General features: G+C 41.7%; 20 protein-coding genes and 1 other annotated feature. Of the genes, 8 read left to right on the top strand and 12 right to left on the bottom strand.

The genetic code is table 11. The features are described from left to right. Positions 1-16: 16 nt before the first annotated feature. Positions 17-691: an efflux RND transporter periplasmic adaptor subunit gene (locus tag AC2A4J_RS08050; RefSeq protein WP_484175602.1), complete on the bottom strand. Its 675-nt coding sequence runs from the start codon at positions 689-691 to the stop codon at positions 17-19. 57 nt (positions 692-748) lie between these two features. Continuing rightward, complete coding sequence (locus tag AC2A4J_RS08045) at positions 749-2323, bottom strand: TolC family protein (protein WP_169459909.1); 1575 nt, start codon at positions 2321-2323, stop codon at positions 749-751. 448 nt (positions 2324-2771) lie between these two features. On the opposite strand from AC2A4J_RS08045, the gene AC2A4J_RS08040 reads away from it, so the two are divergent. Continuing rightward, the gene (locus AC2A4J_RS08040; RefSeq protein ID WP_484175601.1) at positions 2772-4013 is read left to right on the top strand and encodes a multidrug effflux MFS transporter; all 1242 of its coding nucleotides are present in this window, start codon (positions 2772-2774) and stop codon (positions 4011-4013) included. Between the two features lie 51 nt (positions 4014-4064). Here AC2A4J_RS08040 and AC2A4J_RS08035 read toward each other — a convergent pair whose 3' ends face one another. The 3 genes from AC2A4J_RS08035 to hisG form a co-directional block, all read right to left on the bottom strand. Then, complete coding sequence (locus tag AC2A4J_RS08035) at positions 4065-4649, bottom strand: TetR/AcrR family transcriptional regulator (protein ID WP_484175600.1); 585 nt, start codon at positions 4647-4649, stop codon at positions 4065-4067. 123 nt (positions 4650-4772) lie between these two features. Beyond that, entirely contained in the window at positions 4773-5729 is a 957-nt protein-coding gene (locus AC2A4J_RS08030) for a GGDEF domain-containing protein (RefSeq protein WP_484175599.1), read from the bottom strand. A gap of 192 nt (positions 5730-5921) precedes the next feature. Further along, positions 5922-6821: an ATP phosphoribosyltransferase gene (hisG, locus tag AC2A4J_RS08025; RefSeq protein WP_484175598.1), complete on the bottom strand. Its 900-nt coding sequence runs from the start codon at positions 6819-6821 to the stop codon at positions 5922-5924. 67 nt (positions 6822-6888) lie between these two features. Continuing rightward, positions 6889-7004 (bottom strand) — a sequence feature (His leader region). Positions 7005-7268: 264 nt separating this feature from the next. On the opposite strand from hisG, the gene trpB reads away from it, so the two are divergent. Continuing rightward, on the top strand, positions 7269-8531 hold the full coding sequence (gene trpB / locus AC2A4J_RS08020) for a tryptophan synthase subunit beta (protein WP_484175597.1): 1263 nt from the start codon (positions 7269-7271) through the stop codon (positions 8529-8531). Then, the gene (gene trpA / locus AC2A4J_RS08015; protein WP_484175596.1) at positions 8528-9325 is read left to right on the top strand and encodes a tryptophan synthase subunit alpha; all 798 of its coding nucleotides are present in this window, start codon (positions 8528-8530) and stop codon (positions 9323-9325) included. Before trpB ends, trpA begins: the two co-directional genes overlap by 4 nt. A gap of 85 nt (positions 9326-9410) precedes the next feature. Here trpA and AC2A4J_RS08010 read toward each other — a convergent pair whose 3' ends face one another. Continuing rightward, entirely contained in the window at positions 9411-10289 is an 879-nt protein-coding gene (locus AC2A4J_RS08010; protein ID WP_181858491.1) for a LysR family transcriptional regulator, read from the bottom strand. Between the two features lie 353 nt (positions 10290-10642). Here AC2A4J_RS08010 and AC2A4J_RS08005 point away from each other — a divergent pair, with 353 nt between their 5' ends. The 5 genes from AC2A4J_RS08005 to map all read left to right on the top strand — a co-directional run bounded on the left by AC2A4J_RS08005 (position 10643) and on the right by map (position 15574). Then, entirely contained in the window at positions 10643-12178 is a 1536-nt protein-coding gene (locus AC2A4J_RS08005; RefSeq protein ID WP_205115169.1) for a BCCT family transporter, read from the top strand. 117 nt (positions 12179-12295) lie between these two features. Then, positions 12296-13180, top strand: a complete 885-nt coding sequence (locus AC2A4J_RS08000) for a HalD/BesD family halogenase (RefSeq protein WP_484175595.1) — start codon at positions 12296-12298, stop codon at positions 13178-13180. 65 nt (positions 13181-13245) lie between these two features. Then, positions 13246-14466, top strand: coding sequence for a M24 family metallopeptidase (locus AC2A4J_RS07995; RefSeq protein ID WP_205115170.1), 1221 nt, complete (start codon positions 13246-13248; stop codon positions 14464-14466). 126 nt (positions 14467-14592) lie between these two features. Further along, positions 14593-14799 (top strand): ParD-like family protein, encoded by a 207-nt coding sequence (locus AC2A4J_RS07990; protein ID WP_484175594.1) that lies wholly within the window; start codon positions 14593-14595, stop codon positions 14797-14799. Between the two features lies 1 nt (position 14800). Further along, the gene (map, locus tag AC2A4J_RS07985; protein ID WP_484175593.1) at positions 14801-15574 is read left to right on the top strand and encodes a type I methionyl aminopeptidase; all 774 of its coding nucleotides are present in this window, start codon (positions 14801-14803) and stop codon (positions 15572-15574) included. Between the two features lie 89 nt (positions 15575-15663). On the opposite strand, the gene AC2A4J_RS07980 is transcribed toward map, so the two are convergent. From AC2A4J_RS07980 to nagB, 6 genes are all read right to left on the bottom strand, one after another. Then, a complete protein-coding gene (locus AC2A4J_RS07980; protein WP_255825299.1) occupies positions 15664-16236 on the bottom strand; it encodes a fasciclin domain-containing protein in 573 nt (190 codons plus the stop codon). A 107-nt stretch (positions 16237-16343) separates the two neighbouring features. Then, positions 16344-16832 (bottom strand): peptide-methionine (R)-S-oxide reductase MsrB, encoded by a 489-nt coding sequence (gene msrB / locus AC2A4J_RS07975; RefSeq protein ID WP_484175592.1) that lies wholly within the window; start codon positions 16830-16832, stop codon positions 16344-16346. A gap of 231 nt (positions 16833-17063) precedes the next feature. After that, positions 17064-17273, bottom strand: coding sequence for a cold-shock protein (locus AC2A4J_RS07970; protein ID WP_012069364.1), 210 nt, complete (start codon positions 17271-17273; stop codon positions 17064-17066). Positions 17274-17476: 203 nt separating this feature from the next. After that, positions 17477-18631: an N-acetylglucosamine-6-phosphate deacetylase gene (nagA, locus tag AC2A4J_RS07965; protein WP_484175591.1), complete on the bottom strand. Its 1155-nt coding sequence runs from the start codon at positions 18629-18631 to the stop codon at positions 17477-17479. Continuing rightward, the gene (locus AC2A4J_RS07960) at positions 18628-19509 is read right to left on the bottom strand and encodes a glucosamine kinase nucleotide-binding domain-containing protein (protein ID WP_255825303.1); all 882 of its coding nucleotides are present in this window, start codon (positions 19507-19509) and stop codon (positions 18628-18630) included. Before AC2A4J_RS07960 ends, nagA begins: the two co-directional genes overlap by 4 nt. Continuing rightward, positions 19506-20306 carry a glucosamine-6-phosphate deaminase gene (gene nagB / locus AC2A4J_RS07955; RefSeq protein WP_484175590.1) on the bottom strand — a complete coding sequence of 267 codons (801 nt, stop codon included), beginning with the start codon at positions 20304-20306 and terminating at the stop codon, positions 19506-19508. The genes AC2A4J_RS07960 and nagB overlap by 4 nt, the downstream gene beginning before the upstream one ends. Between the last annotated feature and the right edge of the window lie 49 nt (positions 20307-20355).

Genomic DNA, 20355 nt, shown 5'->3' with positions numbered 1-20355 from the left:
TTAAAATTCTATTTTTTTACTGAAACATCGCCACCACGCTCATACCAGGTAAAACCTTGACGGGTACTTTTTTAATCGTAGCTCGTATTTGAATAGTTTGGCTCGTTGGGTCGACACTTGGCCCAATATGGCTAACCACCGCCTGCAATGTTTGTTGTGTCTCTTCGACCTGTAATGTGATTGCTTTATTTATTGTCAGCCACGCCATCCATTGTGCTGGAACAATTATGTCGGCTTCTAATCGATTCAATCCGACGATTTTCATCAAGGCTTGTTGCTGTTGCACGACTTCAAATGTATGACTATCGAGTTGTTCAACCACACCATCAAAAGGCGCTTTAATATCACAACGCTCTACGTTTAGTTGTGCAATAGTGCGCTCTGCCTGAACCTTTTGTAGCTCAGCTTGTGCAATAGTGACTTCCAATGTTCCAATAGAATTCAGCCGATTAAGCTGCTGAGTGTTATCTAATCTTGCTTTCGCGACTTTCGTTTCGGCATCTACTTTTTCTAACTGAGCTTCAAACAACCGACAATCTAAGCGAATAAGAGAATCCCCTTGCTTAAAAGATTCCCCCATTCTTTTGGGCACTGCAATCACTCTGGCAGATAACTCAGTGGAGAGCGTCGCCTTATTGGTTGCGACCAATATACCTCGCGCTTTAAAGGTCTCTTGTGCGATAACTGGCATCGTTATTACACAAAAGAGCAGGCACACCACAACTTTCAGTTTGAACATCATCAAAACTTACTTCTCAGCCACACTTTTTGCCGCTAATGCAGATTGCATTTCTTCCGCTGAAATCACTTCAATGTCACCTTGCTCCCAACGAGCAAACATGTTGTTAAAAGCCGTAGATAGCTCTTCTAGACTCATATTGCCAAAACCTTCTGGCAATGGGTCCAGCCCCATAGAAACTAACACTCTACCGAAGTTATTTTGCAGATCAGCATAAGCCACATCACGACGTAACTCTGCCAACAAAGCATTTAGATCCTCTCGAATAACGGTTAAATCCCCAATACTTTGCGCTGTTCGGCTAGAATCTACTTGGGCTTTAATACGCTGTGCCACATCATAATATTGCGTAGCCAGTGCATAAGTATCATTCGATTCTTTGAATTGAATATCAGCAATGTGAACCTGAGAGATAACCGCCATAGAGGTTGCTAGAGATCGCTGTTTGCCCGCGGCAATTTTCAAGTCATTCAACCTATCTAACTTGCCATATCGAAACACGTTCATAAGGTTCCAATTCAAACCCACACCAGCGGACGTCCAGTCGTTATAACGAAGGTAATCAGAATCGTTGTAATTCAGGCCTGCACTAAGGCTTAAGCTTGGAAAAAGAGACAAAAAGGCAGAATGCACTTCTTCTTGAGTAATACGCTCTTGGTATTGCGCTTCTCGTAGTTCTGGTCGAAGCACTAAAGCAGTGCGCTCCATAGAGCTCATGTCGACATTAAGAACAGGGATATCGCTATTAGGATTATTAACATCAGCCAATTCAAAATTAACAGCAGGATTTAGGCCCATTAAAATTGCCAACTCAGTTTTGGCCGGCATCAAATCCTTACGAATGTCTTGAAGGGTACGCAAGGTTTCCAATAGAGACCGCTGATAGGTTAATGCTTCCATTGGGGACTGAGCACGAAGCTTTTCTATCTTAGCTGAGTCAACTAGTGCTGCACGAGCCTTAACGATTAAAGGGTTGATTTTAGATAACAAACGTTCCGCAGAAACCGCCCGATAATAAGCATTACGAGACTGCTCCATAATAGAATGAACCACTTTACGTTCGCGCTCTTTGGAAATCAGAAAACGATCTGCTTGCTGTTTTGCACGATAGTACGATAAGCCAAAATCGAGAATATCCCAAGTCGCGCCAATACTCGCATTTACCGTACTTTTATCAGATGAAACCGAGTAGCTCGGATTGCTACCTAAGCTCGATGGCTCATCACCGGAGAAAGTAACCGATGCAGAAGCCGCGTAATTATTACGATGATTATAACCTGCCTTGGCAGCTAATTCTGGCAACATATCAAACTTATCGACTGCCAATTGCCCCTGCGAAACTACAGCTTCAAAGGCTTTTAAACGCGCATCGCGGTTATACTTAATAGTACGAGCAAAAGCTTCGTTTAAATCGATTGGACCAGTAATAGGGGCAACATCTTTATTAATCTCATCGGCATTTTCAGCAGCCTGAGACAAGATTTCTTGATTGGTAAATTGTTTAGGGGTTACCGAACAACCAGCAACCGACAAAGACACAAAAACAGCCAAAGCAGTTCGACCAAATAGTAGACGAGAAGTCATAAAAACCCCTTATAAATAATAAAAAAGAAATTGTCGATAAGTAAATTGAATAGAAAGGAAAAATAATTAGCATGTCAGAAAAACAAGAAGACATTTAAAGCTATTTATGAAGTCACATTCCATGTAAGTGCAATTTACTGTCATCCATTTCAAAGGCTTTGATTGCGATCAAATAGGTTAATATCGTATAAAAATTACAAAAAAAGTGCAATAAAAACGCAAGAAAATTCTGACTAAACTACCAAAATTACAATACTTGTAGCTAGAATTTAGACCAAACCAACACTTAAAATACGACATTAAAAGCAACTTAATCCAAATCAATCACTTCCTTATTTTATACACATATTGGCAAACTGGATGTTATAAAGCCTGAGTATAATACTCGGCTATTATTAGGGATCGATCTATGTACTCCCTTCAAACCACCTTTTTCTTTGGATAAAAAATGGAAAATGCTCACAACGATACTTCTTCCTCCGGTATGGGAACGAAGGAATTCACACTTTTAGTGGCTTTATTAATGTCGATCACGGCGATTTCGATTGATGCCTTGCTTCCAGCGCTTGGCATTATCGGAAAGGAGCTGGGTGCGGTTACTGCAAACCAACCCCAACTGCTGATCAGTATGTTATTTCTTGGTCTGGCAATGGGTCAGTTAATTTGCGGCCCATTATCTGATTCCCTAGGCCGTCGCCCTATTTTGTTTTGTGGCTTCGCAATCTATTTGCTCGGCACCGTGGTGTGCTATAAGGCAGACAGTTTAGAAATGCTCATGCTAGGTCGCTTTATCCAAGGATTGGGCGTTGCTGGACCTTATATCTCAGCCATCTCGTTAGTACGTGATTTGTATCACGGTGCACAAATGGCTCGGGTTATGTCTTTGGTGATGATGATTTTTGTCCTAGTTCCTGCTATTGCACCAACACTCGGTCAGGCCATGATGTTCATTTCCGACTGGCGCGGTATATTTGAGCTATACCTAGTTTATGCGGTGATATTAATCGCTTGGATTGGCTTACGCCTGAAAGAAACCTTACCAAAATCCAATCGAATTGCGTTTTCCAAGAAAGGCTTTGCAGAAGGCTTTAAAGAAGTTGTCACAAACCGCATAACCGCGAGTTATACCATTTGTATGGGTCTGTTTTTCGGTAGCTTCATTGGCTACTTGAATTCTTCACAACAAATTTTCCAGGTGCAATTTAAGACGGGGAATTTATTCGCACTTTACTTTGGTTTGTTGGCTTTGGTACTTGGCTTTTCTTCACTAATTAATTCGCGCATCGTAGAAAAACACGGAGCCAAATATATTGCCTTCCGTGCTATTTGCGTCGTTGTTATCGCCTCCATTGCATTCTTTGCCCTGCATGCCTTTGTAACTATTAGCTTATGGATGTTCTTGGTATATGCGTCGATTTTGTTCTTCTGCTTTGGTTTATTGTTCGGTAACGTCAACTCCCTTGCGATGGAGCCTATGGGACATGTTGCAGGTATTGCCTCTGCGGTTATTGGCTCGGTATCGGCAATCATGTCAATGGGGATTGGTACCATCATAGGTCAAATGTACAACAATACTTTAATGCCTATTTCAGGCGGCTTCGTGATCATGGGATCACTAGCAATATGCATCATGTATTGGGCTGAAAAAGGCCGTGTTGAGGAAGCAACAGAAGAAAGCGCGGTTGCCTAACAACGAAACTCGACGTTAGTGAGTCCGAAACAAAAAAGCCAAATAGTTTTGCTATTTGGCTTTTTTTGTATTGCTAGAATCAACTAACAGATCATCAAGCTGACACTCAAGTTCAGATTTATCCATCATCGCTTGATTCATCAAAGCTGGCGTTAAAAGCGCCTCTTTGCTAACCGCTTTCAACGCAAAAAAATTCATTTGCGATACTGAAAACTCAGCAATCCACGCTAACAAAATAGATTCTAAAACCGCTTCAAACTCAGTAAACAACACAAATGTCGATGGCAACATTTTATGTTGTTCGCCAAGCAAAATACGGTATACAGCAAGGTGTTCCTCTTTATTAACCCAAGCTTCCCAAAGCAAGATCCAACCAGCAATCAGCGAGAGGTTTTTCTTACTTTGCAACCGCAGCAAAACCTTTTGCATTTCATCCTGTGCCTGTTCTGTTAACGAGGTTAACACCATTTCCCACAGCACAAGCTTGGTCGGAAAATTACTGTAAACAGTCGGCTTAGACACGCCTGCAGTCACCACGACTTGGTCAATACTAGTGCTTTGATAACCTTGCTTCGCGAATAAACCACCCGCAGCCTCTACTATGTGGGCTTTTTTACTGGGTCTTCCTCTTGCCATTACTACCTCTTAACAAGCATTATTTCATCTAATGGAATGTTAACCCATTGATGTGCCATTACTTTATACATCTGAAAAAGTAACATTGGTAGATAATAACAAATTAAGATTCTGAAAGGGACACTACCTTTTTTTCTTCTGCTGATACATGGCGGCATCGGCGCATTGAATCATTTCTTCTATCGACTTATCTGTATCATGCGAGAAACTTGTAACACCAACGCTATATTGGATCCTATACGGTTTATTCAAATTCTCATTCACTTCATCGACACACACCGCAAAGCGCTCTAAAAACACAGTGATTTCTTCAACTGTACGGCCACTCAACATAGCAACAAATTCATCACCTCCCAATCTACCAATAACATCGTATTCGCTAAATGACTCAAGCATTATCTGAGCAAATTTAGCTAATACAAAATCACCTTCATGATGGCCATGCTCATCATTAATCATCTTAAATTTATTGAGATCAAAGACGACAAAAGACATTGTTTTTTTATCGCGCTGACACACTTTGAGCATATGATTGACCATGGTCATAAAACCACGCCTATTAGATATCAGTGTCAGCTCATCTAAAGTCGCAAGTTGAATTGATTGAATCTCTTGCTCAATGATCGTACCTAAGTCTTTCAGTAATAACTGATCCTCTTCATCAAATGCTCTTGGCTGGCTATCGATAATACATAACGTACCTATATTAATTCCCTGCCGAAGCTTTAAAGGGCAACCCGCATAAAAGCGAATATTCGGGGCATCGGTAACAAGCGGGTTGTCAGAAAATCGTTCATCGGTTGATGCATCAGCGATGATAAATAAACCATCATGATTAATAGCATGGCCACAAAACGAAACATCTCGTGGTGTTTCACTCGCCTCAATCCCTTGTCGTGATTTAAACCATTGACGGCTTTCATCGATCAGACTAATAAGTGAAATTGACACATTAAACATTCGCTTTGCCACACGCGTTATACGATCAAATCGTTCTTCGTGAGATGTATCAAGAATTCGAAGCGCTCTTAATGCATGCAATCGCTCGGCTTCATTTTTTGGGATATCAGGTTTAATCATAGAGTCCTGCTACAAAGAAATTAGCTTACTCAAATTGTAGCAGTAAATTCAACATTAACCCGTTACTAGACGATGAGGTTATTAATTGATCTTGCGATCGCTCTTAATAGACTAAATAGACCAGTATCGAACAACACCCTATCAAAAAAATAAGGTGTTGTTCTGTAGGGAATGACATATTAACTCAGGGAATTAGCTCATCATCTTTTCAATTGGCATCACTAATATCGAGCTACAACCTAACGCCTTTAGCTTCTCCATGGTTTCCCAAAACAAGTTCTCAGGGCTCACCACATGAATAGCAATAATATTGTCATTACCAGCCAGTGGTAACATGGTTGGATTTTCTGCCCCTGGTAACAGTGCTTTAACTTTTTCTAGGCAAGCTTTTGGTGCGTGAAGCATAATGTATTTACTTTCTTTGGCTTGAACAACCCCATCAATTCGTGGCAACAACTTATTGATTAACGCTTTCTTCGCTTCTGATAACTCACCACAACGCTGAATAAAGATTGCCTTAGAACGAAATACCACATCCTCTTCATGCAAACCATTCGCTTCTAACGTCGCTCCTGTTGATACCAAATCACAAATAGCATCTGCTACTCCTGCCCTTGGTGCTACTTCCACTGAGCCAGTTAGCATTACCACTTGTGCTGCCACATTATTTTCTTTGAAGAAACGCTCCAAAAGATATGGATAAGTTGTGGCAACTTTTTTGCCTGATAAAGACTGTATTCCACGGTAATCCAGCTCATTTGGTACAGCAATGGATAAGCGGCAATCACCATAATCTAGACGTCGTAACTCTTGATACTCATAGGACTTATTTGACGCTTTACGTTCCAGCATTTTTTCTTCTAATTCGTTTTCGCCTATCAAGCCAAGATCAACCACACCGTCCATTACCAACCCAGGAATATCATCGTCGCGCACCAGCAAAAGATCGATTGGTTGATTGGTTGAATGTGCGATCAGCAGACGGTCTCGAATTTGCAATTTGATACCAATAGCTTTTAGTAAAGCAATACTGTCATCACTAAGACGGCCAGATTTCTGTACAGCTATACGAAGTCGATTATTGTCACTCATAGTTTCCCCATTTCATTTTCATATTGGTGTTAGCAAAGTTGCCTATAAATTTTTCATGGGGCTTTAAATGAAAAACCCCCGAAAGTTACCTTCCGGAGGTTGATAGAAAAATTCTGCACCACTGGAAGGTAAATAAAACCTTCCAGCCTAAACCTGAAAGGTTAAGCTTTATGGTGGTGATGGATAGATTGCAGAGAATTTTTCAAAATACTAAATCCTAATAACTAAATAATAAAAATTCAGCCGTTTTCAACGACTAAATGTAAAACTCGTTAAGTACCATAAGTAATTGATCTTAAAAATGCAAGTCAGTCGAAACAGGGGCCACTACAACACGGATAAATTCGCAAAATTCAAAATGCTTGACCTGCAATCGATATCGCATTAAATTAACTAAACGGTATAGTTAATTTAATCGAGAAAAAATAGCAATTTTAGGAGCAAGTCATGCAAAGCGAGAACGGTTTCTACGGGCAATACGGCGGTAGCTATATTCCTGAAATTCTTTATTCGAGCCAACAGCAAATTTTACATGCGTTCGAAGAAGCCAAAAACGATCCTGAGTTTCTCGCTGAGCTAAACCAACAATGGCAGCAGTTTTCTGGCCGCCCTACTCCTCTTACGTTTTGTGCGAACTTGACCGAACACTTTGGTGGCGCACAAATTTATCTGAAGCGCGAAGACTTAAATCACAGTGGCGCACACAAGATGAACAACGTAATTGGCCAAGGGTTATTGGTCAAACGTATGGGCAAAAAGCGCGTTATTGCCGAAACAGGTGCGGGTCAGCATGGTATTGCTACGGCGCTTGTTGCAGCGCGTTTAGGACTGGAATGTACCATTTACATGGGCGCGAAAGACATTGAACGCCAATACCCGAACGTATTCTGGATGAAACAGCTTGGCGCAACCGTTGTGCCTGTTACCACTGGCGCACAAACTTTACGTGATGCCTTAGACGAGGCCCTTCGTGACTGGTCTTCTAGCCACGAAGAAAGCCACTACCTAATTGGCACCTCTTGTGGTTGCGCGCCTTTTCCTGAAATGGTGGCCTACTTTCAATCTGTTATTGGCAATGAAGTACGAGAACAAAGCGTTGCACAATTCGGTCAATTTCCAGATCGCTTATACGCTTGTGTTGGTGGTGGTTCGAACGCTTGCGGTTTATTCCTACCTTTCCTTGATGACAAAGAAGTGGAAATGGTCGGCGTTGAAGCTGGCGGCAAAGGTTTAGAGCTTGGCGAGCACTCTATTCGCTTATCTCATAATCTTGGACAGCCAGGTATCGCCCAAGGCTTTGCAACTATGTTCCTGCAAGATGATGCAGGACAACTACAAGAAACTCACTCTATCGCAGCCGGTTTAGACTATGTTGGCGTTTCGCCTATCATTGCCCATTTGGCGGAAACGGGTCGCATCAAAATGACCTATGCCATGGACGATGATGTGATTGCCGCTTGTACGTTATTACTGAAAAAAGAAGGCATAATCCCTGCGCTAGAATCTTCCCATGCTTTAGCGGGTGCCTTTAAAGACGCGCCAAACTTGCCGAAAGATTCAAAGATCGTCATCAACCTTTCTGGTCGTGGCGACAAAGACATCTTTAACGTAGCGAAAGCCGTGCAGGACGAAACCTTCCCACAGTTTTTAACCGATTACCTTGCGGCTTATCCAACTAATCACGCCGACAATGAGGAGCAAAACGCATGAGCCAGTTAGCCACCTTTATTGCAGAAAAACGCCAGCAAAAGCCGATTTTGTCCATGACCCATGTAGTTTATGGCTACCCAAGTGTAGAAGAAAGCTTGAGCTGGATGGAAAGGTTAATGCAGGAAGGCGTCGATTTTATCGAGGTGCAATTTCCTTTTTCCGACCCTGTCGCCGATGGCCCAAGTATCGTTGCGGCTTGTCATAAAGCATTAGAGCAAGATTTAAATGTAGAAACCTGCTTATCTCAACTAGGCAAACTAGCGAAAGATTTCCCTGAAAGCCGCATCGTGTTAATGAGTTATCTCAACCCAATGTATCGCTTTGGTTTAGATAAGCTGGCTAAGCGCGCGGCAGAAGAGAACATTCTAGGATTAATCCTACCAGATCTGCCAATTGAGCAATCAGCAACTTACCAAGCGGCCTGCAAAGCCAACAACATTGATCCAGTGTGGCTGGTTACACCAGTAACTCCACCAGATCGTTTAGCCATGCTAGCAAACCAAGCCAGTGGTTTCTTATATTGTGTGGCGCGTTCTGGTGTTACAGGGCATTCTGTCCATGAGACAAAAAGCAACGCAGGCAAAGCCAAACAGAACTCTCTGGATGAGTATTTGGCACAAATAAAACAACACGCCAGCGCACCAATGGGCGTCGGTTTTGGTTTACGCGAACGCGCTCAGATAGAGCAACTGATTGGCAAAGCTGACATCGCTATTCTTGGTTCTGCATTATTGGATGCATACAACAAAGGTGGTCAAGAAGCTGGTATTAAGCTAATCCGAGACTTGTTTTAAAATTAGATAAAAAACTCAATTACCAAAAATTGCTCCCTCTTATCTTATAAAAAGGGGGGGCGCTTTTGTTGTCTCGAAGGCTTGGCTATCTAATCTCAGCAATCGTTTGTAATGCGCTGATAACCTCTCTTATTTCAGGTCGGTTCTCTACTGACTGATGATAAATAATGTACCAAGTACAAGGGGCTGAATAAGCTGCATTTTTTAAGGTTGTGATATTTTCGAAAGCTGAGTTTTTGGCTGCCCAAGCGGATAAAAACGTTACATATTGTTGATTCATAGATAGAATTTTTAATATTAATGAAACAGAGTCTGCTTCCCTGATAGTCTTAGGACTGCAATTATTTGGTCTGAAGATTATGTCAAACTCCATATCCGGCTGATGGGCTCGACTGTAGGTAAGGTATGGGTATTCTGCAATTTTTTCGATACTGAAATGTTTAGTAGTATTTAGAGGATGCTTATGATTAATCGTAAGCAACAGCTCATCATCAAAGATTTTTTCGCAATGAAAGTCTTTCGTATTGACTGGAGTCGTATCGATAATAAAATCCACTTCTCTTTCGAAAAGCGCATTCACAAGATTGGATGTGCTGTATCTGTTGATATCCAACTTATCAAAAGAGGTCTCAGGAAGGTATTGTAGAATGGTGTCAAAGGTGTCGTAGGCACTAACACCCCACCTAATATAGCTATCTGACCGTCCTAACATTACCGCTTCTGTTTCTACTTTACGGACAAAAGGTAACAACAACTTAGCGGCTTTCAACAGTCTCTCGCCTGATGGCAAAAGTACGAGTTTTCTCCCTCTTTTATCATAAATATTTACTGTTAATCGCTTTTCTATTTCCTGTAAACGATAAGTAGCTGCCGGTTGCGTCAACCCAAGCGCCGAGGCTGCATCTTTTAACGAACTGTGCTCATCAATCGCACATATCAGCTCATAGTGTTTTATATCTAGCATAAAAAATCTCAATAAAATGATGAAAATAAAACAGTGCACCATACTTTTTCATGATGTTTTCTTTAGCATCAAGACCGTTATGACACACTTATTCTCTCCATAAAAACCTTATTTTAAAATATATACAATCTAATCACGACATAAAAAAAGCAAAAAAAATCATTAAAAAAACTTCACCTCGAAAACAAAATTAAACATAAGCAATTGAAAATCAATAGATTTTATACCATTACAAAAAACACAGCCAATTTAAATATAAAAAAATGATGACTTATTCAATCACAACTTTATTTTTTTTTCCTCTAAATATTATTTAGGCTAATAGGACACACTAAATAGCAGAGACGATTGAGATGAACAGAAACTTACGAATTAGGCCTTATACATTTTACCCCTCACTTACTATTTTAGGAGTTCTAAGTTACTTAGCGCTTTTTGACAATGAAAACTTCCTAGCAATAACCTCAGTAATACATCATTGGTTGTTAGATAACTTTGGCTGGATGTACCTTCTTTCCGCTTTTTCATTGGTCATAACTTGCTTCGTGGTTTTCTTCTCTCCAATAGGCGATATGAGAATCGGAGGAAAAGAAGCAAAACCACTTTTGACAAAGTGGCAATGGGCTTCAATTACGTTATGTAGCTCTGTTGCTATAGGGTTACTCTTTTTTGCCTCATCCGAACCTATTATCGATATGACTTACCCCCCTAAATTTTTAGGGGCAGAACCACTTTCAAGAGAGTCTGCCGTCTTTGGTTTGGCCGCCGTATTTATGCATTGGTCGCTAACCACATACGCTCTCTATAGCATCCCTGCATTAGCATTCGCACTTGCTTATTATAATTTTAAACGCGATTTCAGCATTTCTTCAGCCATGTTTGTTGGCAGTAATGTTGAATTAAAAACAACAACAAAACAGTTGATTGACGCCTTTGCTCTCATTGCGTTAGTAGCAGGGATGATCACATCTTTAGGGTCTAGTATTTTAATGCTTGAAGGTGGGATCAACGCGCTTTTTGACACTAACATAGGTACCACAGCACTCGCTCTGATTGCCGCCTTAGTGATGGTGGCTTCCGCTTTGTCTGCTGCATCCGGCCTACACAAAGGAATTGCCTTCTTATCCAGCTGGAATGCGAAAGCATTTATCGTTTTCTCACTGCTCGTTTTAGTTTTTGGCCCTACTAGCTTCATCGCTCATGCAGGGCTCGACAGCCTTTCCATGTACCTTTCAAACTTTGTGAGCTGGAGCCTAGATACAGGTGTTGTTGTAGAAGATTCTTGGCCAAAAGATTGGACTGTCTTTTTCTGGGCAGCTTGGTATGCATGGGCACCAATAGTCGCAATTTTTCTTGGTAAAATCTCACGCGGCTACACTGTCAAAGAGTTCCTAATTTTCAATGTGGCAATGCCTTCCATTTTTGTACTGTTCTGGTGTTCTATTTTTGGAGGCTACTCTATTTACCTTGAGCTAACAGCCAATAATGTCTTATCTGATACGCTAAACCAAAAAGGTCCAGGTGCAATAATTTGGGAGCTAATGCAAGATCTCCCTGGTTCTATTTTCTTCATTGCATTTTTCCTAATTATGTCCTTCGTGTCTTATGTAACCGCATCAGATTCGGCTATTGATGCCATAGCTGGAACATGTGTTGAGTCCTCTAATGAACAGGGTGAGGAACCAAAATCACCACTATTTATTAAATTAGTATGGGGCGGAATCATTGCTCTATTGGCCTGCATTATGACAATCAATAGCGGTTTGGATGGTCTGAAATTGGTATCAACCATCGGTGGTTTCTTGGGAATGATTATTGCGGTATGTGCGCAAATTTTCTTATTACGTTTGTGTTTTTCTAAGACTGGGAAAAATAAAGCGAAGACTTGAAGGAAGGTACAAACAAGTTCTTTCCTTAATAAAATGGCAACTATTTAACTAAGGCCACGTAAAAAGATGCCATTTAAAAAAAATGACACCTATATGAAATTAAAGGATTTTTTTATTATGAACCCTACAAACAATCAAGATCAAAATACGCAACATGAATTAGACAGCCTTGTCCAGATGATAAATATGTCTGACTACCCGCTAAATGACAAAGAGTCGGCGGCCTATAGACAAGCTGTACTTGCTTGCCAGCAACAGCTTGAAAGTGATGGCTGTGCTCACTTACCCAACTTCATTCGTGAAGATAAAATCGAGTTAATTAGAAAGCAGAGTGAAGATGTCTCCCATTTAGCCCACTATCACGAAAATAAAGTGACGCCTTATGCCACTGAAGGCAATCCAGAATTAGGCGGAAGCCATCCGGTTAACCGATACCAACAGTTTAGCAATGGTTTTGTTGCAAAAGATCTTCTACCAGAAGAAATGATCATTAAACAACTTTATCAGAATACTATTTTCCAAGAGTTTATTGCTGAATGTTTGGGTAAAGACAAGATTTATGAATATGCAGATCCCATCGCGGGCCTAGTGATTAATGCAATGCCAGAAAATACATCATTGCCTTGGCATTATGATACGAATGAATTCATTGTCAGCTTGATGACTCGTCGCCCAGAAGAAGGCGGCGAATTTCAGTATTCTCCTGGGCTTCGTCAGCCAGGTAACGAAAACTACCCAGAAGTGCAAAACATTCTCGATGGTGATCTTACTAAAGTGAAATCACTAACACTGAACACAGGCGACCTACAAATGTTTAAAGGCCGCTTCTCTATGCACCGTGTTGCATCATGCAAAGGCACTAGATTATGCGCCCTGTTTGGCTATGCCGAGAAACCAGGCATGATCGGCAAAATCAAACGTACGAAAGACGTTTATGGGCGGGTAACTGAGGCTCACATCAAGGCAGAGCAAGAAACAAGGGAAGACGGTTTAGCTGGCTAAATTCAGTCAAGTGCAAAACTTTTAATACTTTAAAACCATTACAATTCAAAAGGCATATCTCAAAAATGAGCTACTCAACTTTCGATTTTTTCAATCAAGTAATCGATAAAGACTTAGAAGACCGTGTCGCTATGTACCGACTAAATCGACTAAGAGAACAAATAATTAACTTCAAACTTGATGCCGTGGTGCTATTTGAACCAATTAATATTCGCTACGCTTGTGGTGTTCGTAACATGCAGGTGTATTCTCAACGCAATCCTGCTCGTTACTTAATTGTGCCCGCAGAAGGCCCAGTGGCTTTGTTTGAGTATCGCTCATGTGCCCATTTAACAGAAGGTGTCGTGACACTGGATGAGGTGCATCCAGCCAGTCCTATCATGCCACTACACAGCGGAGATCATTCTCATCGCCATGTACAAAGCTTTATTACTTCTCTGAAAGATATTCTGAGCCGATCTACACAAAACTTCGGACGTATTGGTATTGAATCAGCACCAACAGAATTATTAGCTGATACGATTAAAGCGGGATTTGACGTAATAGATGCTTCTCGCCCTATTGAAGTAGCTAAGTCTATTAAAAGCCTGGATGAGCTTACACTTATCGCTCGTTCAGTGACTTTAACAGAGAGAGCCATGTCTGTTCTCGAGGGTTACCTTAAGCCTGGCATTACAGAAAACGAAGCATGGGCCGTATTTAACAAAGAAGTACTCGCTACAGGTGGCGAGTATGCAGAAACTCGATTATTTTCCTCTGGTGACCGCACTAATCCATGGTTCCAAGAGTGTTCAGATAAAATAATGAACGCGGGTGAACTGGTTGCTTTTGATACCGATACAGTTGGTATTTTTGGCTACTACACTGACTTTTCGCGGACATTCGTCATTCCTGGTAAAGAAGCCACGCCGACTCAAAAGGCACTGTATCAGTTATCTAGTGAAGAACTAGAAACTAATATTGCGCTAATGAAACCAGGAATGAGTTTTAAAGAATACTCACAAAAAGCATGGAAAATTCCAAAAGAATATCAAAAGAACCGATATCTGGCGGTGGTGCATGGCTGTGGAATGACAGGAGAATGGCCAATAATTTCCCACAATATGGACTGGGATGAAGTAGGTTATGACGGCATCATTCAACCCGGCATGACACTATGCGTTGAATCATACATTGGCCGTGAGTACGGTGAAGAAGGTGTGAAGCTAGAAGAGCAAGTTCTGGTTACAGAAACCGGAGTTAGAAGAATGTCATCCTATGGCTACTCAAATGAACTTTTGAACTAACCCTATACTGCCTTTTTTACTTATTCAGAAGACCTACTTTGCTATAGATCATTCTATAAATAGCACTTGAAAAGCTCAAACCATGAATATATGATCCGTATATAAATCATATATGGATCATATCTCATGGGTATTATTAAAATCTCCGACGAACTTCACGACGACATTCGCAAAAGCTGCCATGTCATGTCGCGCTCTATCAATGCACAAGCCGAATTCTGGATAAAAATGGGACGCTTAGCCGAGCTCAACCCCAGTCTCACCTTTTCCGAGTTGATTGCCATCGAACTGGCCAGTGCAAATGCTGAAACACCACTAAAAGCGGTGAAGTAGCATGCAAGTTCATATTAAGACACCAACAGAAATCGAACTCATGCGTGAGTCTGGCAAATTACTGGCCAGCGTATTTCATATGCTCGATGACTTCGTTAAAGAAGGCGTATCGACTTTAGAAATCAACGATAAAGTAGAAGACTTCATTCGCAATGAACTGAACGCCAGGCCGGCAAGCCTTGGGCAATACGATTATGGCTTTTCCTTAAACTCTTCAATAAATGAAGTCGTTTGTCATGGCGTGCCAAACGACAGCCATAAACTCAAAGCAAAAGACATCATCAATCTAGACATCACCTTAGAGAAAAACGGTTTTATCGCCGATTCCAGTAAAATGTATGTCATGAGTGACGCCAACCCTATTGCCAAACGTCTGGTCAAAACAACGTATGACGCCATGTGGGCTGGAATCAAAAAAGTAAAACCCGGAGCTACCCTAGGCGACATTGGCGCAGCCATCCAAACCCTAGCGGAAAGCAAAGGTTATTCTGTCGTAAAAGAATACTGCGGCCATGGTATTGGTCGAGAAATGCACGAAGAACCACAAGTACTGGATTACGGTAAAGCAGGAACAGGAATGGCATTGGAAGCAGGCATGACCTTCACTATCGAGCCAATGATCAACCAAGGAAAACCAAAAACTAAGACCAAAAAAGATGGCTGGACGGTTGTGACGTCAGACAAAAAATTATCGGCGCAATGGGAGCACACCATCTTGGTCACAGAAACGGGTTATGAAGTACTAACCTTAAGAAACGAAGAAGCCAGTATCTAAAGGGGTAAGATACTGGCTTCTTCGTTTAGCCTGCCAACCTTATTAGTTAAATACAGGTTTTTGGGCTAGATCTGTATTTTAGTACTCGCTTATTGCTTAGGCAAAAGCACAGTATCGATTACATGGATCACACCGTTAGATTGCTTAACATCAGCAATAGTTACGTGGGCAACACGACCGTTTTCATCTTCAAGCATGATTTTATCGCCCATATAAGTAGCCATTAATGTACAGCCGCCAATGGTAGGCACTGGGTGTTTGCCCATATCATCATCGATCATGGTTTTAATCGCGCCAGACAAGGCATCGGCTTTTACCACGTGACAAGCTAACACTTTAGTTAGAGCGGCTTTGTTTTCTGGTTTCAACAAACCGGCTACAGCACCCTCTGGTAATTTATCAAACGCCGCATTGGTTGGCGCAAAGACAGTAAAAGGACCTGGGCCTTGAAGAGTTTCAACCAAACCTGCAGCTTTAACGGCAGCCACTAATGTCGTGTGGTCTTTAGAGTTAACCGCATTTTCAATGATGTTTTTGCTCGCATACATTGGAGCGCCACCCACCATTGGATTAGCATTGTCATCAGTTGTTTTCATGCCGCTAGCAGAACAGCCAGCAAGCGTTACAATTGTCGCAGCAGAAACAAGACTTAGTAATTTCATTGTTATTCTCCAGTTTGTTTTTCCATAACAATTCGCCATGGTTATTAAGAGATACGCAGCGAATTTAAAAAGGTTTCAATTTTTAAAAAATAATTTAAAAATCGTAATTAAACAGGCTTAAATACTAAAGAAATACCATTTAAACAATGGCGCAATCCTGTTGGCTGCGGACCATCATCAAAAATATGCCCCAAGTGACTGCCACATCGACGACAATGAGCTTCTGTGCGTTTCATAAAGAAACCATTATCTTCTTTCGTACCAACAGCATTAGGTAAGCTGTCATAAAAACTTGGCCAACCTGTTCCACTTTCATATTTCGTATTACTAGGATACAGGGGAAGATCGCAACCTTTACAGAGATAAGTGCCCTCTCGCTTTTCATTAAGCAAAGGACTACTACCTGCACGCTCTGTTTTCTCCTCTCTCATTACTTGGTATTCAAAATCACTTAACTTTGCTTGCCATTGTTTCTTACTTCGAACCACCTCAAAATTTTCACCAGAAGTGGAAGAGGCAGCCATAACAGGTGTACTAAACGAATGAGCACCACCAATAACACACGCGCTTGTTACGAGAAAATTCCGACGATTCATAGTATTTCTCCTTATTAGAATTAGGCTTTTGCTTTATAGCTAAAACGCAATAGATACTAATAAGTACGCAAAAACCTAAAAGAAAGTTTCAATTTTCTAGGTTAAGAGCGTAATGAGAAGCCCAACTAGGCGGTACTGGCCCTTCTGTAAAAAGATATGCTTTTTTAAAACGCAAAAAAAAAGGGTAAGTTCCGAAGAACTTACCCTTTCTTAAATATTCTTAGTAGCTAATTAAAGTACTGTAATATTTTCTGCTTGAGGACCTTTTTGGCCAGCAGTCACAACGAACTCTACTTGTTGGCCTTCAGCCAATGTTTTGAATCCTGAGCTAGCGATAGCGCTGAAATGTGCGAACACATCTGGGCCAGACTCTTGCTCAATAAAACCAAAACCTTTAATTTCGTTGAACCACTTAACGGTTCCTTTCACTGTATTAGACATAAATAATCACCTGAGTTTTAAATAGCCCTTTAGGGGCCGGTTTTGCAAAAAAAATAGACTTGTACTTAGAAACTTTCAGGACGAGGATTTTATGAATAAAACAACGTATTGCAGAGTTAATAATTTTAGACTTCTTTCTAGCTTGTGCCGCCATACTATAGAGATTAACTTTGGATAGATAGCTTTTTACAACTTATTTTAAATTACCCCCACACCTTCTGCCCATCAATCCATGTTGATGTGACAAAATAATCTTCGCTTAAACCGACAATACTCGCTCGGTATCCCGCTTTAATACGGCCAAAAGATTGTTCTATTCCTAAAAATTCAGCAGGCCTTAAAGACGCCATTTGCAACGCCTCCGTAGGCGTTCGCCCGATTAAGTGAATAGTATTACGTACGGCCGTTGCCATGTCTAAATCAGAACCTGCAAGTGTGCCGTCTTCGGTGGTCACTTTACCTTCGCTACGCAGGACTTTTTTTCCTAAAAATGGCATTTCTTGCTCATCAGATCCTACACTCTGAATCGCGTCAGTCACCAAAAGCATGTGATCGCAACCTTTCGCGGCAATCGCGACTCTCATACTCGCAGGATGAACATGATGGCCATCGGCGATTAATCCGCACCAGGTAGGCTTATCCGTTTGCAATGCTGCACCAACTACACCCGGCTCACGGCTAATTAAAGGCGTCATAGCATTAAACAAATGGGTGAAACCACGAGCACCATCTATCACGGCTTGCCTTGCTTGATCATAATTCGCAGCAGAATGGCCAATACAAACAATAACACCTTCAGCAACAAGCCATTCAATAAAGCCTTCTGGAACCTGCTCTGGCGCTAATGTCAGCATAAGTTTTCCGCTGCGGCTCACTTCTAGCAGTGTCGCTAATTTGCCTTCTGTGGGTTTACGCAACTTAGATTCGTTATGAACGCCTTTACGAATGGGATTAAGATAAGGACCTTCATAATGCATGCCTAAAATCCCTGCCATGCTCTGTTTGAGTGCTTGGCAAACCGTTTGGTGAGCTTGCGACATAATTTCGTAATCATCCGATATTAATGTCGGCATCATCGCAACCGTGCCGAATTGAGCATGCACAGCCACCATACGCTCTAATGCCTCAAGAGTCGGCGTATGGTTAAACAAGGCGCCACCGCCACCATTGACATGCACATCAATAAACCCTGGCGCCAGAATATCAACCACGTCTGTATTTTCAGGGCATTCCTCTGCAGTAAAGTCACCAATAGAATCTATTAGGTGATCTTTGAAGGTGACTTTTTGATTCATGAGCCAGTTATCACCATCGAACAAACGCTTGGCAAACAAGGTTGTTAACTTATGTTCCATCATATTGCTTTCCTTCCTATTTGAGCTTTAGCCATCAAAATGGCACCCGCCATAGCGTCACCCTTTGGCTGACAAAAGTAAGGCGAGAAACGCTCTGGCAAATATTCTAAAATGGCCTCTGAGACGCCGCCAACTAAAACGACCTTCCGAGCACCTTTAGCTATCAAAGCGTCTAGGTATTGACTCACCCACTCCACTTGTTGCTGGATAATTTTCAGGGCAATTGGGTCTTTTTGCTGGGCAAACTGAAATACCTGAACTGCAAACGCACCGTACTCTTTTGGCAAGGGAGCTCTGTTTTGATACAAGACATATTCCTCTGCCGATAAAGAGAACTCAGCATTAATGCTGTCGGTAAAAGGTGTCGATGGAGAAATGCCATCCAAGGCTGCTAGTGAATACTCTAAAGCAGCAAGACCAATACGCGCCCCACTACCTTGGTCCGATAAGGGAAAACCCCAGCCACCAACAATATTGAATCGTTCATTTTGATAAACAACCCCACAGCTGCCTGTGCCCAATATCAATAACGCGCCATCTTCGCCATTAAAGGCCCCCAAACAAGCCGCATGCGCATCGGTCAATAAGTAACGCTGCCCAAACGGTGATTTTTGAGCAATCACCAACTCTTGCTCCAATGGCTGATTGGCACCCGCTAAGCCTAAACCTAAGGTAATTTTTGCATAAACTTCGGGAGAAATGTTGCCTTGATGGCACGCTTCAAGACAGGCGTTGATAATATTCTGCCAAGCCGCCTCAATACCGATTCTTGGATTACCAGAGCCACCGACGGCTTCACCTAATACATTACCATCGCCATCAACCAAGCGGGCGCGGCAAAAAGTACCGCCACCGTCCACACCAATATATAAACCGCTCATGCCAAACTTCCCTCGTGCAATTGTTGACGTTTTTGTTCACACCATTGGTAATATTCTTTTAACGTTAACAAGCTAGCGGCTTCTTCATCTAATACTATGGTTGCCGCTTCATGCAGTTGCAGTGCTGATGCTGGACACATGGCAGAAAGTGGGCCTTCAATCATGGCTTTAACCGCCTCTGCTTTCGCTTTACCAGTGGCCATTAACAGCACTGACTTGCTTTCTAAAATAGTACCAATTCCCATGGTTAGCGCTAAATGCGGCTGATACTCGTCTTCTTCAAAAAAACGTTTATTCGCAACAACGGTAGACTCTGACAAGGTTTTAATACGTGTTCGTGAAGCAAAACTGGAAGTAGGTTCATTAAAACCAATATGACCATTTAAACCAATGCCTAAAATCTGCAAATCAATACCACCCGCTTGCTGAATACTCACTTCATAATCTTGCGCACTTTTCTTTAAGGTGTCTGCATTTTGGCTCTCGGCCAATGGAACATATGTGTTCGTTGCGACAATATCAATCGATTCAAACAGGTGTTGATTCATAAAGGTGCGATAGCTCTGCTGATGAGAATCGGCAATACCAATATATTCATCCAAATTAAAGCTGATGGTTTGACGGAACGATACTTGCTTGGATTGATAACGTGCCACCAACTCTTTGTACAAAGCAATGGGCGTAGACCCAGTCGCCAACCCTAAAACAGGATTCGTTTTGGTATTAATCACATCAACGACACGATCAGCCGCGAACAAGGCCACATCATGAGCGGATGGGAGAATGATGACTTGCATAAGAACCCTCTTTTTCAGCCATGAAAACAAACCAATATAAGACCAATTA

It is taken from the genome of Marinomonas sp. ATLA20, assembly GCF_057180105.1.
The sequence above is the reverse complement of the archived record's forward strand: the minus strand, read 5'-3'. Positions and strand labels throughout refer to the sequence as shown.

Excerpts from the sequence above, each read along its gene's own strand:
- AC2A4J_RS08050 (WP_484175602.1), bottom strand. The coding sequence starts at position 691 with ATGCCAGTTATCGCACAAGAGACCTTTAAAGCGCGAGGTATATTGGTC.
- AC2A4J_RS08045 (WP_169459909.1), bottom strand. The coding sequence starts at position 2,323 with ATGACTTCTCGTCTACTATTTGGTCGAACTGCTTTGGCTGTTTTTGTG.
- AC2A4J_RS08040 (WP_484175601.1), top strand. The coding sequence starts at position 2,772 with ATGGAAAATGCTCACAACGATACTTCTTCCTCCGGTATGGGAACGAAG.
- AC2A4J_RS08035 (WP_484175600.1), bottom strand. The coding sequence starts at position 4,649 with ATGGCAAGAGGAAGACCCAGTAAAAAAGCCCACATAGTAGAGGCTGCG.
- AC2A4J_RS08030 (WP_484175599.1), bottom strand. The coding sequence starts at position 5,729 with ATGATTAAACCTGATATCCCAAAAAATGAAGCCGAGCGATTGCATGCA.
- hisG (WP_484175598.1), bottom strand. The coding sequence starts at position 6,821 with ATGAGTGACAATAATCGACTTCGTATAGCTGTACAGAAATCTGGCCGT.
- trpB (WP_484175597.1), top strand. The coding sequence starts at position 7,269 with ATGCAAAGCGAGAACGGTTTCTACGGGCAATACGGCGGTAGCTATATT.
- trpA (WP_484175596.1), top strand. The coding sequence starts at position 8,528 with ATGAGCCAGTTAGCCACCTTTATTGCAGAAAAACGCCAGCAAAAGCCG.
- AC2A4J_RS08010 (WP_181858491.1), bottom strand. The coding sequence starts at position 10,289 with ATGCTAGATATAAAACACTATGAGCTGATATGTGCGATTGATGAGCAC.
- AC2A4J_RS08005 (WP_205115169.1), top strand. The coding sequence starts at position 10,643 with ATGAACAGAAACTTACGAATTAGGCCTTATACATTTTACCCCTCACTT.
- AC2A4J_RS08000 (WP_484175595.1), top strand. The coding sequence starts at position 12,296 with ATGAACCCTACAAACAATCAAGATCAAAATACGCAACATGAATTAGAC.
- AC2A4J_RS07995 (WP_205115170.1), top strand. The coding sequence starts at position 13,246 with ATGAGCTACTCAACTTTCGATTTTTTCAATCAAGTAATCGATAAAGAC.
- AC2A4J_RS07990 (WP_484175594.1), top strand. The coding sequence starts at position 14,593 with ATGGGTATTATTAAAATCTCCGACGAACTTCACGACGACATTCGCAAA.
- map (WP_484175593.1), top strand. The coding sequence starts at position 14,801 with ATGCAAGTTCATATTAAGACACCAACAGAAATCGAACTCATGCGTGAG.
- AC2A4J_RS07980 (WP_255825299.1), bottom strand. The coding sequence starts at position 16,236 with ATGAAATTACTAAGTCTTGTTTCTGCTGCGACAATTGTAACGCTTGCT.
- msrB (WP_484175592.1), bottom strand. The coding sequence starts at position 16,832 with ATGAATCGTCGGAATTTTCTCGTAACAAGCGCGTGTGTTATTGGTGGT.
- AC2A4J_RS07970 (WP_012069364.1), bottom strand. The coding sequence starts at position 17,273 with ATGTCTAATACAGTGAAAGGAACCGTTAAGTGGTTCAACGAAATTAAA.
- nagA (WP_484175591.1), bottom strand. The coding sequence starts at position 18,631 with ATGATGGAACATAAGTTAACAACCTTGTTTGCCAAGCGTTTGTTCGAT.
- AC2A4J_RS07960 (WP_255825303.1), bottom strand. The coding sequence starts at position 19,509 with ATGAGCGGTTTATATATTGGTGTGGACGGTGGCGGTACTTTTTGCCGC.
- nagB (WP_484175590.1), bottom strand. The coding sequence starts at position 20,306 with ATGCAAGTCATCATTCTCCCATCCGCTCATGATGTGGCCTTGTTCGCG.